At 62.4% G+C, this 13,204-nt stretch carries 13 protein-coding genes; 6 read left to right on the top strand and 7 right to left on the bottom strand.

Annotated elements, in window-relative coordinates:
* Positions 1–26 precede the first annotated feature (26 nt).
* Positions 27–602 carry a hypothetical protein gene (locus UB31_RS35340; protein ID WP_045003184.1) on the bottom strand — a complete coding sequence of 192 codons (576 nt, stop codon included), beginning with the start codon at positions 600–602 and terminating at the stop codon, positions 27–29.
* 240 nt (positions 603–842) lie between these two features.
* Positions 843–1,466 (bottom strand): TetR/AcrR family transcriptional regulator, encoded by a 624-nt coding sequence (locus tag UB31_RS35335; protein ID WP_045014162.1) that lies wholly within the window; start codon positions 1,464–1,466, stop codon positions 843–845.
* Positions 1,467–1,590: 124 nt separating this feature from the next.
* On the opposite strand from UB31_RS35335, the gene UB31_RS35330 reads away from it, so the two are divergent.
* Entirely contained in the window at positions 1,591–2,562 is a 972-nt protein-coding gene (locus UB31_RS35330; protein WP_050044909.1) for an alpha/beta hydrolase fold domain-containing protein, read from the top strand.
* 203 nt (positions 2,563–2,765) lie between these two features.
* Positions 2,766–4,238: an outer membrane protein gene (locus UB31_RS35325; RefSeq protein WP_082078724.1), complete on the top strand. Its 1,473-nt coding sequence runs from the start codon at positions 2,766–2,768 to the stop codon at positions 4,236–4,238.
* 192 nt (positions 4,239–4,430) lie between these two features.
* Here UB31_RS35325 and UB31_RS35320 read toward each other — a convergent pair whose 3' ends face one another.
* The gene (locus UB31_RS35320; RefSeq protein WP_045003179.1) at positions 4,431–4,670 is read right to left on the bottom strand and encodes a hypothetical protein; all 240 of its coding nucleotides are present in this window, start codon (positions 4,668–4,670) and stop codon (positions 4,431–4,433) included.
* Positions 4,671–4,998: 328 nt separating this feature from the next.
* On the opposite strand from UB31_RS35320, the gene UB31_RS35315 reads away from it, so the two are divergent.
* From UB31_RS35315 to UB31_RS35305, 3 genes are all read left to right on the top strand, one after another.
* A complete protein-coding gene (locus UB31_RS35315; RefSeq protein WP_045014160.1) occupies positions 4,999–5,907 on the top strand; it encodes a dihydrodipicolinate synthase family protein in 909 nt (302 codons plus the stop codon).
* Positions 5,908–6,049: 142 nt separating this feature from the next.
* Positions 6,050–7,021 carry an SDR family NAD(P)-dependent oxidoreductase gene (locus UB31_RS35310; protein WP_045014159.1) on the top strand — a complete coding sequence of 324 codons (972 nt, stop codon included), beginning with the start codon at positions 6,050–6,052 and terminating at the stop codon, positions 7,019–7,021.
* A gap of 252 nt (positions 7,022–7,273) precedes the next feature.
* Positions 7,274–8,389, top strand: coding sequence for an alpha/beta hydrolase family protein (locus UB31_RS35305; RefSeq protein WP_045003174.1), 1,116 nt, complete (start codon positions 7,274–7,276; stop codon positions 8,387–8,389).
* Positions 8,390–8,408: 19 nt separating this feature from the next.
* Here UB31_RS35305 and UB31_RS35300 read toward each other — a convergent pair whose 3' ends face one another.
* Positions 8,409–8,915, bottom strand: a complete 507-nt coding sequence (locus UB31_RS35300) for a MarR family winged helix-turn-helix transcriptional regulator (RefSeq protein WP_045003173.1) — start codon at positions 8,913–8,915, stop codon at positions 8,409–8,411.
* 410 nt (positions 8,916–9,325) lie between these two features.
* Between UB31_RS35300 and UB31_RS35295 the strand changes: the two genes are divergently transcribed.
* Positions 9,326–10,882 (top strand): porin, encoded by a 1,557-nt coding sequence (locus UB31_RS35295; RefSeq protein ID WP_045014158.1) that lies wholly within the window; start codon positions 9,326–9,328, stop codon positions 10,880–10,882.
* 281 nt (positions 10,883–11,163) lie between these two features.
* Here the strand turns inward: UB31_RS35295 and UB31_RS35290 are convergent, their stop codons facing one another.
* The 3 genes from UB31_RS35290 to UB31_RS35280 all read right to left on the bottom strand — a co-directional run bounded on the left by UB31_RS35290 (position 11,164) and on the right by UB31_RS35280 (position 13,054).
* Positions 11,164–11,640, bottom strand: coding sequence for a GcrA family cell cycle regulator (locus UB31_RS35290; RefSeq protein WP_045014203.1), 477 nt, complete (start codon positions 11,638–11,640; stop codon positions 11,164–11,166).
* A gap of 73 nt (positions 11,641–11,713) precedes the next feature.
* Entirely contained in the window at positions 11,714–11,911 is a 198-nt protein-coding gene (locus UB31_RS35285; RefSeq protein ID WP_007603456.1) for a hypothetical protein, read from the bottom strand.
* A 201-nt stretch (positions 11,912–12,112) separates the two neighbouring features.
* On the bottom strand, positions 12,113–13,054 hold the full coding sequence (locus tag UB31_RS35280; RefSeq protein WP_045014157.1) for an acetamidase/formamidase family protein: 942 nt from the start codon (positions 13,052–13,054) through the stop codon (positions 12,113–12,115).
* Positions 13,055–13,204: the final 150 nt, after the last annotated feature.

Below are 13,204 nucleotides of genomic sequence, written 5' to 3'. Positions count from 1 at the left end.
TGCACCGAAGGAGCCACCTGTTTTAACTACGGCTCTCTCGGTCGTGTCGTGATCCAGGAATCCGGCTTTTGCAGGCCAAGTGGCGTGTAGAAGTAGCTGACCATCAGCGCTGGAACGCCACGACTTGCGATCTCAATGAGCTTGGCCCCTTCGGGGCTTTCAATGAGATCCATCGTGTTGTGCGCGAGCCCCTTGTTTGTGACGTGCAATACGGCCACTAGTGCCTTTTCGGCTTCAGCCCGATCCCCGTCATACCGGCTCAGCGCAACTTCTGGCTCGACTTTTTTCAAAGGGCCGGCGGCATTCTGAAAGTGCTCGACTCCAACGTCAGTCTTGCGCCGATCCTTGATCTGGCCGAGCGACCCCTTGCTGTCGCACAGCCCTAAGAACTCCAGCAGTGCGCGGCAATGCACCAATCCAACCTCAATCATTGGATTGGTGATCGCATCTAGACTGCCTTCGACTGTCAATTTGCTGTCGACGTAGACGGCGATTGATGGCGCTTCACGCCAGCTCGATCTCAAATCAAAGGCCCATCGAAGCATGGCGACCGACTGCATCCGATGATTCAGTAGGTACTTGATCTTCTGCTCATCGAACATCCAGCGTTGCCCCAAACTCCAACGAATTGAGCTGAATCTTGGTTGCCACACAAAGCAGAAACCTCAAAGAGTTCAATGCGGCGCAGGCATAGCGGTGCTGGAGAAGTTTCGCTCTGCAGGTCTGTTACTTTCGGAAATTCCTTATAATTTACAAAACGCAGAGTGGCAACAAATGCCCGCAACTAGAGAGCGATTTCAAGGAGGTGTTGAGGCGTGGTTAGACGTTCGAAGGCACGGCACCTACCTCAAATACCCCACCACCATCCTTGTCGTCTCATCCACCAGCGTCCTCACCATCTTGTCCGACAGCATCTCCGCCTGGTTCAGCACCGTGTTGTGCGCGATCGCCTCGATCGCGCTGACGCATATGAAGGTCGCGATATCGATGTCGATCTTGCGCATCTCCTTGCGGCGGCTTTCGAAATAGGCGCGCACGAGGGTGTGGACCTCGCGGTTGAAGGCTTCGACGTCGGCGAGCTGTCCCGTGCGCGGGGTCTGCTCGGCGAGCACGCGATGCAGCTTTGGGTCGATGCGGTGGGCTTCGATCGCGACGGTCACAAGGCGGCGCACGGCCTTGTCGATCGGCAGGTCGGCGACCTCGGTGAGCGCGGCGCGCACAACCTGCATGATCTCGTGGTTGTGACGATCGATCACGGCGGCGACCAGCGCCTCCTTGCCCGGAAAATACTGGTAGAGCGAGCCGACGCTGACGCCGGCGATTTCGGCGATCCGGTTGGTGCTGGTTTTCTCAAAGCCTTCGCGGACCAGAATGCGAGCGGTCGCCTCGACCAGCGCGTCGACGGTGGCGCGTGAACGCGCCTGCGAGGCATTTTTTCGAGGATTTGTCGGCGGCTTGCGCGCCATGGCCTTGCGATCCGGAATGCGAGTGGAAAAAGCGAGCGAATGCTCGCATTATATTCGCATGTGGCGGCCTTTCGGCAAGCCTCTTTGTCGCCATATGGATGCCGAGCCAGACGGGGAACTGACCATGAGCGTCGCTAGAATCGTGTCGGCCTTGCAGTTTTGTCCGGACTTCTGCGCACCGCGGACGAGCGATCCCGCGCCGAGCCTGCAAAGCCGCGCCTTCAATCTGCTGCTCGGGCTGCTTCCGTACAAGCAACAGCTCGCATCAGCCGAGGCCGTGCAGGCGCATGTACAGAAGCTCGCCTTGCAGCCGGCCTCGTTTGAGCCGCCGAATCTCGGTCGCGGCGTCGAGGTGATGCTGACGAAGATGGGCGGATGGCCGGTCTATTACACCGCGCCGTCCTCGGGACACGAGGGCTGCAACTACGTCATGTTCCTGCATGGCGGCGGCTTCATCAACGAGATCGTGCCGGCGCATTGGCGCTTCATCGGCCAGATGACGCGCAAGGGGCGCGTCGTGTGCGTCGTGCCGATCTATCCGCTTGCGCCGCGCACCACCGCGAAAGACCTCGTGCCGGCGACGGCCGAGCTGTTGCGGATGCTGCTGGAGGATGCGGGGACCGCAAAGGTCACGGTGGTCGGCAATTCAGCCGGCGCCGGCCTGGCGCTGGCCGCATGCCAATGGCTGCGCGATCGCGGGCATCGGCAGCCGAGCCGGCTGGTGCTGATCTCGCCGGCGGCCGACGCTTCGATCAGCCGCCCCGAGCAGGTGGCAATCGCGGCGCGCGATCCGATCCAGGACATTCCGGGGATCATCGAGGCGGCGCGGCTCTATGCCGGCGAGCTCGATGTCGGCCATCCCTTCGTCAGCCCGTTGAATGGCGGCTTCCGTTCGCTCGCGCCGATTCTCATCTTCTCCGGCACGCGCGATCTGCTCCATCCCGACAGCGTCGATCTCGCCGCGAGGGCGAGGGGCGCGGGCGTCCCCGTCGAGCTGCATCTGTTGCGCAACCAGCCGCATAATTATGCATTGATGCCGACGCCGGAGGGGCGACAGGCACGTGCAATCATCCTGCGCGCCGTTGCCGGGGGATGATGTGATCGCTGGATTCGACTTCCGGTAGAGAAAAAACAAAAGCGTGGCGATTAAGTTACAGCCGGGCCGTTCCGCCCAAGACTACTATGGTGATGTGACGACGACCCCTAGATTCGCGGGCTTCTTCCCGGCCACGGATCGGACAGCGCCAAACCGGGAATGCAAGACTTTGAACGTGACGGCTTTGGACGGGGCGACTTGGAATGAAGCGGGTTGGTTTGGCCGGCATGATGCTGCTGGCAACGGCAATCGGGGCTAACGCCGCCGATCTTCCCGTCAAGGCGTTTTACAAGGCGCCGCCTTTGCCTTCCTGGAGCTGGGGCGGATTCTACGCCGGCGTCAATGCCGGGTACAGTTTTGGCAACGACACGTTCGACGAGAATTTTGTCGGTGCTACGCCGCTCCCCGGCATCGGCCATGTTCTGCCCCGCGGCGGCGTGGTGGGCGGTCAGCTCGGCTACAATTGGCAGCTCGGCCATGTGGTGCTGGGCGTGGAAGGCGACGGACAGTGGACCGGTCAGCGAGATACGGGCTGCGGCGGCCTCGAATGTATCCTCGCCGCCAACGGCGAGATCGGCGCCTTTTCCTTGCGCCATGAGCTCAACTGGTTCGCGACCGCGCGCGGCCGAGTGGGTTTCGCCAACGAGGGCTACCTGATCTACATCACCGGCGGCGCGGCGTGGGCCGGGGTGCGCGAGACGGCGATGGGCCAGATCGATGATGCGAAAGGCGAAGTCGCCGTTAACAATGTGCTGAGCGGCTGGGCGCTGGGCGGCGGCATCGAGGCGCGGCTGTGGGGCAATTGGAGCGGCAAGGTCGAGTATTTGCACCTCGACTTCAACGGCAAGAGCACGACGAGCCACATCGTCGGAGGCCCCGTCAACGGCGTCAGCTTCGATGTCATGAATTTAGCCAGCACCCACGTCACCGACGACATCGCCCGTGTCGGTCTGAACTACAGATTCTGGAACACACCGGCGGTCGCTCCGGCGCCGGTCGATCCATCGGCCGCGGCATGGCGCTGGACCGGCGTCTATCTCGGCGTCAACGGCGGCTATGGCACCGGCAACACGACGTTCCGGCAATACAACTTTATTGATCCCGCGGTGCTCCCGCCGGGACCCGGCATCAGCAATAATGACTCCTCGTTCGTTCCCCAGAAGCTCGGACCGAAGGGCGGCTTGATCGGCGGCCAGGGCGGTTTCAACTGGCAAATCGAGCATATCGTTGTCGGCGTCGAGGGCGACGCGCAATGGACCAACCAGGACAGCGTCGGCTGCGGCCAAGCCTGCGTTTCAGGTGACAGCGAGGCCCAACAGCTGAACTGGTTTGCAACGGCGCGTGCGCGCCTAGGCTGGGCGAACGACGGCTATCTGCTGTACGTGACCGGCGGTGGTGCTTGGGGCGAGATCGAACAAACCAGCACGATGGTGTCGAGCGCGGCCTTCACGATGCATTCGAAGCAAACGCGCAGCGGTTGGTCCGCTGGCGGCGGCATCGAAGCCCGGCTGTTCGGCAACTGGACCGGCAAGGCCGAGTATCTCCATCTCGATCTCGGCAGCACGACCAACTCGCTCGCAGTCACCGACATCTTGTACACCTCGTTCTCGGTCAAGTCCTCGTTCAGGGACGATATCTTCCGCGCGGGCCTGAACTACAAGCTGGATGTGAATTAGGACGACACATCGTCGACGCCGGAAAAGGCGACGGGCGCGTGCGATCATTCCGCCGCGGTGGCTTAAGGGGAGGGCGTGATCGATGTCACAAAGCCGCGCCACCTCATGGGGGCTGGCGCTGCGTGAGCCCGCGCGGAGAGACTAAGCGGCCTCCGGGGCGTTTCCTCGGGTAGCAGTAGTTTTGCGGGGCCTTTAGGCGTGGCCCTTGATCTCGTAGTGACCCGGCACGCATTTGTAGCGGTCGAGGCGCCAGTTGGCATGATAGATCGGATGCTCGCCCATCCATTTCGCAAGAGGGGCCTGTGCGCCGACCGCGCACGCCATCATCGACATCTCGGGCGTCATGTTGCTGTCGGTCACGATTTCCTCGACACAGCTGCCTGAGGCAGCGGTGCCAAGCCGACAGAGCACGGCAACGACGGTAATGAACATTCCAATCACCTCATCGGTAGTTTCTGACCACGAAGAGGATGCAAGCGGAGTGCCAGAGCCTGTGACGAAAACAACACGCTGGCCTGGCCGACTCGACCCAGCGTCCACCCCTATTTGACGATTCGGATTGTAAAAAAAATCCCCTTAAACCGAAGCCGGGCAAATACGGGGAACTGGCACGGTTGGCCGCAGGAATGACCGATTGTGAGGGCAGCGCCGCGCCGCCGGCCCTTCACAGCGCCCGTGCGGCCGGTAGGCTCAGGCTTGCGCGGATACTCGCCAGGAGAGCGGGACCGCCACAAGGGACATGGAAACGCGAGGGTAGAATATGAAGGTACGACCGACCGGGGTGATCCCGCCGATGACGACGCCGTTCCGCAAAGACGGCGAGATCGATACCAAGCTCGTGGCGCCCCAGGTCGACTGGATGATCGGCGCCGGCGCTCACGGCGTTGCGGCCGGCGGCTCGACCGGCGAGGGGCATACGCTCGACCACGAGGAATATCGCGACCTGATGGCTGCGACGGTGGAGGCGGTGAAGGGACGCATCCCCGTGATCGCGGGTATCATCGTGGACTCCACGCGCGATGCGATCCGCCGCGGCAGGCTGGTGCGCGACATGAACGTCGCAGCCCTACAGGTCACGCCGGTGCATTATCTGTTCAAGCCGGACGACGAGGCGATGGTCGCGCACTTCCGCGCCATGGCCGATGAGACCGGCATGCCCATCATCATCTACAATGTCGTGCCGTGGTCCTACCTGTCGCCGGCGCTGCTGACGCGGATCATGACCGAGGTGCCGCTGGTCGTCGGTGTCAAGCAGAGCGCGGGCGACCTCAAGCTGTTCGCGGATCTCATGATGATGGCACCCGACAAGCTGATCTACAGCGCCGTCGATGCCCTGATGTATCCGTCCTATACGCTCGGCGCCCATGGCTCGATCGCCGCGATCCTGACCGCGGCGCCGCATGCCTCGGTGGCGCTGTGGGACGCGGTGAAGGCGGGCGATCATCCGCGCGCGCTCGACCTGCACAAGAAGCTTCTGACGCTGTGGAACGCTGTTATCGCCGACAATCTGCCGGCCTGCACACGCTATGCGCAGACGCTTCAGGGCTTGCCCAAGACATATCCGCGCGCGCCGATGCCGGAGGCCTCGCCCGCGCAGCAGGCTGCGACCCGCAAGGCGCTCGAGGCTCTCGGTGCATTGAACGGACACCACGTCGAAGCGGCGGAATAGTCCGTCAATCGAAATAACCGAGTTTGGCAGTGGCCGATCCGCTTTTACCTGCGGATGCGGCGCTGCTACATTTTGCAGGTGGCCCAAAGGGCGCGTGCACGGACGAAAGAAACATAGCGATAAGGGGAGGGGCCGAAGTCCCATGAAGGAATTTGCAGGAAAGATCGCAGTCATCACCGGCGGCGGCACGGGAATGGGGCGGGAGCTCGCGCGGCAGCTCGTTGCCGAGGGCTGCAACGTCGCGATGTGCGACGTCTCGGAAGCCGCGATGGCCGAGACCAAGCGGCTCTGCGAGGCCGAGAAGCTGCCGCAAGGCCTGCGCGTCACGACGCATGTCGCCGACGTCTCGATCGAGGATCATCTCAAGCGTTTTCGCGACGAGCTCGCCGAGCAGCAGATGACGGACAGGATCCATCTGCTGTTCAACAATGCCGGCATCGGCGGTGGCGGCAGTCTGTTCACCAACACGCGCGAGCAGTGGGAGCGCACCTTCAACATCTGCTGGGGCGGCGTCTATCTCGGCGTGCGCACCTTCCTGCCGATGCTGGTCAAGGCGGACGAAGCGCACATCGTCAATACCGCGAGCGTCAACGGCTTCTGGGCATCGATCGGCATGAACCAGGCCCACACCGCCTACAGCTCGGCGAAATTCGCGGTGAAGGGTTTTACCGAAGCGCTCGTCAACGACCTTCGCCTGCACGCGCCGCACGTCAAATGCTCGGTGGTGATGCCCGGCCATATCGGTACCTCGATCGTCTCCAACTCACGCAAGGTGCAGAGCGCCGATGGATCGGAGCGTCTCAACGCCGACGAGGTCGCGCTGACCCGCAAGCGCATGATCGCGGCCGGCGTGCCAGATGCTGACAAAATGTCGGACGACGACATCCAGGCGGCCTTTGCCGAGCGCGCCCGCAGCTTCCTGGAAGATGCGCCGACGACGGCTGCGCAAGCCGCGACGATCATTCTCGACGGCGTGAAAGCGGAGCGATGGCGCATCCTGGTCGGCGAGGATGCCAAGCTGCTCGATGAGCGCGTGCGCGCGACGCCGGAGCAGGCTTACGACCGTGCCTTCTACGAAAGTTTTACCCAGGACGTCGGTTGGCGGCTTGGCTGAGACTGTCAACGATCGCGCGCCGATATAGGTATGATGTTCATCATGGCAAGAGGCGCGCAGGTCATTATGTGCGCCTCTCGCGCGCGTGTTCGCCGTCTTATGACGAAACGGAATGTCATGCATGCGGGAATAAATCCTGCGTTCAAGCGATGGTGATCTCGAACGGGTCTCATTCGGCGCAAGCCAGCTTGGTTGGCAAACTAAAATAGTTTAGTAAATCATGAGTAACGCCACGATAGAGCGTAGCTCCCGATGATACCCGCATGCCTCTCCGACGACTGGATCCTCTGCCCGGAGAGAGAGGATATCTCCGCTGAATTCACGCGGCTGCTCACCGCAGCCCAAGAGGGCGGCGCCACCATCGCGGAATGCCTGATGATCGCGCGGCAACTGAAGCGCGGCGACGAGCAGTCATGGCATCGCGAATGGAAGAAGCTGGCGCGGGCCAACCGGCATCGCGCCGAAGCTGCGTTCGCTGAGGGCCACATGGCGACCGCGCAGCGCAACTGGCTGCGCGCGATGAATTACTACAGCGCGGCGGCAATGCCGCTCGATCCGGCCGACGAGCGTCGCTGGGTTGCGGTGCTCGCGATGCAAGATTGCGCCCGCCGCTCTCTCGCGGCGCGTAGCCCGGCCGGCGAAGTCGTGACAGTGCCGTGGGTCGAAGGACATTCGTTGCAGGGTTACTTCCTGCCTGCACCATCCGCGAACGGGCGGGCTCCGACCGTGATCTGCATCGGCGAGCCCGGCCATCGCAAGGAAGAGTTTCTGTTCAAGCTGGCGCCGCACGCGCGCGAGCGTGGCCTTTCGATGCTCGCCCTGGACCTGCTCGGCGACCAGCGCGACGATCATGTTGACCTGCTGTTGCAGCGCCGTGATCTCGAGAGCTCGATTGCCAGTGTGATGGACTATCTGGAGACGCGCAGCGACGTCGATTTCGATCGCGTCGCGATCGTGGCGGACGGGTGGGGCTCCTCTTTTGTCGCACGTGCGGTGTTGCAGGAGCCGCGGCTCGCAGCAGCCGTCTGCGATGGTGGCCTGTGGGATCTGCACGAGCGGTCTTTCTTCGCCAGCCGTTTCGCGATGAGCGATCTCAGCATTGTCCCGGTGCCGCATTCGCCGCTGATGGCCTCCAGCGTGGACTGTCCGGTGCTGATCACGCTCGGCGAGGATGGCTGGCTCAAGGCCGACCGGGCGCGTCAGATCGTGCAGAAATCCCGGCTCGGCAGCTCGGAGATCCTGCTGAAGGTGTTCACCGCAGCGGAGACCGGCGCGGCGCAGGCCCATGCGGACAATCCGAGCCTTGCCAACGAATACATTTTCGACTGGCTCGAATCGCAGCTCGGCGCCACAGGCCGGCGGATCTGAGCGCGGCCTGCTGTCCTGATCAGTAGTCGAGGGATATCCTGACGCACGCCTTTTCGAGGCGGGTCTTCAGCGTCGCGAGCTTGGTGGTGAATTCGGCCAGCTCGGTCTCGTCGAATTCCTGGAAGACGAATTCGCGGATCGTCTTGTACTGCTCGTTGAGGCTCGCAATGTGCTTCTGAGTCTTGTCGACCAGTGACAGCCGCACCACCCTGGCATCGGTCGGCGACGGACGCCGGCGCAGCAGGCCCTTCTTCTCGAGCAGCTTGGACTGGGTGGTGACGAAGGACGGATCGACGTGAAGGAGTTTCGAGACCACGTTGACGGGAACGCCATCGTCCTTGTCGAGGTCGGAGATGGCCATCAGGATCAGCCATTGCGGACCGCTGATGCCGAGCGTCCTGGCCCAGAACTGACGCAGCTCTTCCAGGTGCATGTTGATCGACGATATCTCCCAGGTGAAACGCCTGATGATATCGAGATTGCCGCCGGAGCGGAGGCGCGCCCCTTCTTTCCTCGTCGCTGACACAGCTCACTCCCGTGCGGCTGATTCTTTCTGGCCGGTGTTGGTGGGACGGCATAGTCCACGCAACTCTGCCCTGACGCAAGTGCAGGGCAGAGTTATTTTGTCACGGAAATTACAAATATGATCAGCTCAGCCTTTTTGTCCCAGGCTGGTGTTGCGCCGCGGACACAGAGTTAGCGAAACCGGTAAGCTGATCTAATAAACTATTTTGATTACCATAACGGCACATGCATATTGACCCGTGACGGTGGGGGGTACTCGATCGTCCCGTTGCAGGTGGTTCGCTCACGTCCCTCGCGCTCTTAGCGGGTGTGTCCGAAAGCGCGAAGCGGCCGGGCGGATTTGGAGAGACGGGGATCTGGGGGGCCTCACGGTCCGGTCTTCGTAAAATGAACAAGTTGGAGGTTTTAAAAATGAAAGTAGTGAAGAGCCTTTTGCTCGGCACTGCGGCGGGTCTGATCGCCGTCGGTGGAGCTCAGGCGGCTGATCTTCCGGTGAAGGCCAAGGCCGTCGAGTACGTAAAGATCTGCTCGCTCTACGGCGCGGGTTTCTACTACATCCCGGGCAGCGACACCTGCATCAAGCTTGGTGGTTACCTGCGTGCGGAAGTCGCGCTCAATGCCGGCGGCAACTACAGCGCACAGTACAGCGGCACGTTTGCCGCCAACAACCGCCTGAACAACTACTACTCGGCGCGCGCTCGCGAAGATCTCAACATCGACACGCGCACCGCGACGGAATACGGCGTGGTCCGCACCTATTTCGACGCCGTCTTCACCTGGACGACCGGCAACTACGGCGGCACCGGTTCGGGCACGGGCGCGACCCAGTACACCGGCACGATCGGCCTCAATGCGGCCGGCACCGGCCTGACCGGTTCGAGCGGCGGTGCGGTCAACGGCACCGACGGCGGCATCTCGGGCGGCTCGCTCGGCGTCTACTACGCCTTCATCCAGTTCGCCGGCTTCACCATGGGTAAGTCGGTGTCGCAGTTCGACGCGCCCTGGATCAACTATCCCGGCAACAACTTCGACCAGCTGGTCGGCGGCAGCGGCACCACCAACGGCGTCACCCAGTTCACCTACACGGCCGATTTCGGCCAGGGCGTGACGGCTGCGTTCTCGGCGCAGGACGCGACGCAGGTCTTCCAGACCAACATCTGGAACACTGCGGGCATGAGCACCTCGGGCGTGCTCGGTGGTGCCTACGGCTCGAACGACCTCGGCGGGTCCAGGTCCCCCGATCTCGTCGGTATGGTCCGCGTCGATCAGGCCTGGGGCCTGTTCCAGGCGTCGGTTGCCGCGCACGACAACCATGTCGGCTACTACGGCGCGACCGAAACCACAGGTCATCCGGAGGACAAGTGGGGCTGGGCTGTCCAGCTCGCTCTGTCGATCAAGAACATCCCGACCGGTGCGGGTGACGTGATCAACGTGTCGGGCGTCTACACCGACGGTGCGAGCCGCTACAACTTCCAGGAGCTGGCCGCGACCAGCTACTCGATGTTCGGCAGCTCGAACGCCGCGTATCAGAGCATCGGCTTTGCCGGCGTGTCTGACGCAGTGTTTGCTCCGGGTGGCGGCCTTGAGCTGACCAAGACCTACGGCTTCCGTGGTGCCTACACCCACAACTGGAGCCCGTACTGGAACACGGCGCTCTACGGTGCGTGGGCGGCTGTCAACTACAGCGGCACGGCGAAGGGCCTGATCTGCGGCAGTGCGTCGTTCGCGACCCTGACCGGCACCTGCAACCCGGACTTCAACATCGGCCAGGTGGGCGTGATCACCCGCTGGACGCCGGTGAAGGGTCTGACCTTCTCGGCTGACTTCGTCTACAGCCACCTCGACCAGAAGTACTCGGGCACGATCACGACGCCGGCGCTGACGGCGGTTGCCAAGCCCGCGGCGACTTACGAGCTGAAGGACCAGGACACCTACAGCCTGCTGCTGCGCGCCCAGCGCAACTGGTAAGCTTCCGGTCTTCTTACGATCTGATGAAGCCCCGGCGGGACACCGCCGGGGCTTTTTTCTGGCGAAACGAAGATTTCGAAAACCCGAAATCTCCTACGCAAGTGACGAAGATGAGCTATGCGATTCGATCGCGCCAAATTTATTTACTTACCTGAGTTACTAAGCTATATAGCTCTCAGCCGATTTCGAAAGTTACGGCTCTTAGCTTCATGCTAAGCCTCCAGAAACCTCCGGCGATGCCCCGCCGGAGGTTTTTCATTTTGGGACATGATGATGCGGCCTCAGCCGCGCGCGACACGCGCGCGGGAGTTTGGCCGGTAGGCGAGGCGGCTGTGGCCGGCGCAATAGGACTGGCCGTCAGATGCAGCGTTGCCGCAGAAGCAGAAATCATCCGCACCCGGCGTCGAGATCGGCCAGCGGCAGCGGTTTTCACCGAGCTCCATCAGCGAGCAGCGATTGGCGTCGTCGATCGGACGGTCGATCGCGGCCTCGTTGGTTTCGCCATAGATCGTGGCGAGCATTTCGAATTGCAGCCGGGGCACCGCTTTCGCGCGTGCCGGCGTAAAATTCTTGTCCTGGAGCCTGCGCTCGTCGACCGAGCGGCCGCGCGTGAGATTCAATCGGGACAGCTTGCCGATCACGGCGTTGCGGCTGACGCCGATGTCGGCGGCGATCTCGCGGCAGGACAGGCCCGCCTCGAAATGCTGCTTCAGAAGTTCGATGCGTTCGTCGGTCCAGGTTGGTGCAAGAACAGGCATTTGAAACGGTCCCAGGTTGCAGATGTCGGCCATCCGCCTCTCGAGATCCGTCCGCCTCACGTCCGGCGCGCGCTCACGTCCTGCCATTGTCGCGAATCGACAAAAGCCCGTCCTTGATGGCGAGACGGATGCCTTCCTCGATCAATGTTCGTGCGACGCCGGGAACGCTGGTGCCGTGGGTGCCCTGTCTCACCAGTTTTTCGAGATAGGTGATGGTCGAGAGCGCCAAGGTTACGGGAATGCGGTCAGTCTCGGCTTTTTCGGTGGCCATGGTCCGAACGCTAACCTCATACTTAGATACATAAAAGTAACGATTAAGACTCTATTTAGGTTCGAGGGTGGAAGTCAAATCCTGATCCAGGCTGTTGTTGAGGCCTTTGGAATCACTGAAGAAAATTGCCATGACGCAGCACACCGCGCCGGCGGACCGGGCGGCGACAGAGCAGGGTGGGAGGGGAAAGGGCCTGCGGGCCTAGCCGTGCACGATCGCCTTTTCGATCATGCAATGGATGCCCTTGGAGCCGTTGACGGTCTGCGTCACCCGCAAATCGGCCGTCAGGCTGCACAGCGTGTAGGCGTCCTCGCGCGAGAGGTTTCGCCTCTCTCCGAGCAGCACGATCATGTCGCGCAATGCCCGCACCACGCACTGGTCGAGGTCGGGGTCCATCGCCATGGTCATGTAGTGGGTCGGCGTTTCGCCGCGCGGATAATCGAGCCGCAAATCCTTGCGCAGCGTCAGCCGGAAGCGGCCTTGCAACGCAGTCTCGATCGCGGTGACGCAGACCTCGCCGTCGCCCTGCACGCCGTGGCCGTCGCCGCAGGAGAACAGCGCGCCCGGCACGAAGACCGGCAGATACAGCGTCGCGCCCGCGCCGAGCTCCTTGTTGTCGAGATTGCCGCCCATGGCGCGCGGAATGAGAGAGGTGATGCGGCCCCAGGCCGGCGGCGGCGAAACGCCCATCACGCCGAAAAACGGCTTTAGGGGCAGGTCGAGGCCCCAGGGCATGCGGCCGACCATCCGCGTCCGGTCCAGCGGGATGTTGAGGAGGCGGGTCTCGTGGAAATCGTCGGGCAGGGTGCCGGACAAGGGCCTGATCAGATTGTAGCCCCAGTCCTGCCGCAGCTGGACGTCGAGGATCTCGACCTCGAGCACGTCGCCCGGCTCAGCGCCGTCGACCGCGATCGGCCCGGTGAGGATATGGCCGGGCACCATCCGCTCGGATTTGGCATGAACCTCGAACAATTCGGGCGGAACGTGAAACTTGTTGCGATCGGGCACCACATCCGGGCCGCCGCTGATGGTGTCGATCGTGACCTCATCGCCGCTCTTGATCGTCAGAACCGGCTTGAGCCGGGCCTCGAAGAAGCCCCAATGGCAGGTTTCGGGGCTTGCATTCAGGTGATGATGGGTCATTTGCGGTGTCCGGTCGTTTGCATCGGGGGGCGGCAAGAAGACTCGTCAAGAAAACGCGTCATGAGAACTTGTTATGGCCGGGCTTGACCCGGCAATCGATCCTCTTCCAAGAAGATTTCTGAAGATGGGCGGGCGGGTCAAGCCCGCATG

The organism is Bradyrhizobium sp. LTSP849 (assembly GCF_000938255.1).
Lineage (GTDB): Bacteria > Pseudomonadota > Alphaproteobacteria > Rhizobiales > Xanthobacteraceae > Bradyrhizobium.
This window is presented reverse-complemented; position numbering and strand designations above follow the sequence as displayed.

What these genes read in the sequence shown, in the direction of transcription:
- UB31_RS35315 (WP_045014160.1), top strand. Translation starts at nt 4,999, where the DNA reads ATGAAGGTACGACCGACCGGGGTGATCCCGCCGATGACGACGCCGTTC.
- UB31_RS35335 (WP_045014162.1), bottom strand. Translation starts at nt 1,466, where the DNA reads ATGGCGCGCAAGCCGCCGACAAATCCTCGAAAAAATGCCTCGCAGGCG.
- UB31_RS35310 (WP_045014159.1), top strand. Translation starts at nt 6,050, where the DNA reads ATGAAGGAATTTGCAGGAAAGATCGCAGTCATCACCGGCGGCGGCACG.
- UB31_RS35305 (WP_045003174.1), top strand. Translation starts at nt 7,274, where the DNA reads ATGATACCCGCATGCCTCTCCGACGACTGGATCCTCTGCCCGGAGAGA.
- UB31_RS35280 (WP_045014157.1), bottom strand. Translation starts at nt 13,054, where the DNA reads ATGACCCATCATCACCTGAATGCAAGCCCCGAAACCTGCCATTGGGGC.
- UB31_RS35330 (WP_050044909.1), top strand. Translation starts at nt 1,591, where the DNA reads ATGAGCGTCGCTAGAATCGTGTCGGCCTTGCAGTTTTGTCCGGACTTC.
- UB31_RS35290 (WP_045014203.1), bottom strand. Translation starts at nt 11,640, where the DNA reads ATGCCTGTTCTTGCACCAACCTGGACCGACGAACGCATCGAACTTCTG.
- UB31_RS35325 (WP_082078724.1), top strand. Translation starts at nt 2,766, where the DNA reads ATGAAGCGGGTTGGTTTGGCCGGCATGATGCTGCTGGCAACGGCAATC.
- UB31_RS35295 (WP_045014158.1), top strand. Translation starts at nt 9,326, where the DNA reads ATGAAAGTAGTGAAGAGCCTTTTGCTCGGCACTGCGGCGGGTCTGATC.
- UB31_RS35285 (WP_007603456.1), bottom strand. Translation starts at nt 11,911, where the DNA reads ATGGCCACCGAAAAAGCCGAGACTGACCGCATTCCCGTAACCTTGGCG.
- UB31_RS35320 (WP_045003179.1), bottom strand. Translation starts at nt 4,670, where the DNA reads ATGTTCATTACCGTCGTTGCCGTGCTCTGTCGGCTTGGCACCGCTGCC.
- UB31_RS35340 (WP_045003184.1), bottom strand. Translation starts at nt 602, where the DNA reads ATGTTCGATGAGCAGAAGATCAAGTACCTACTGAATCATCGGATGCAG.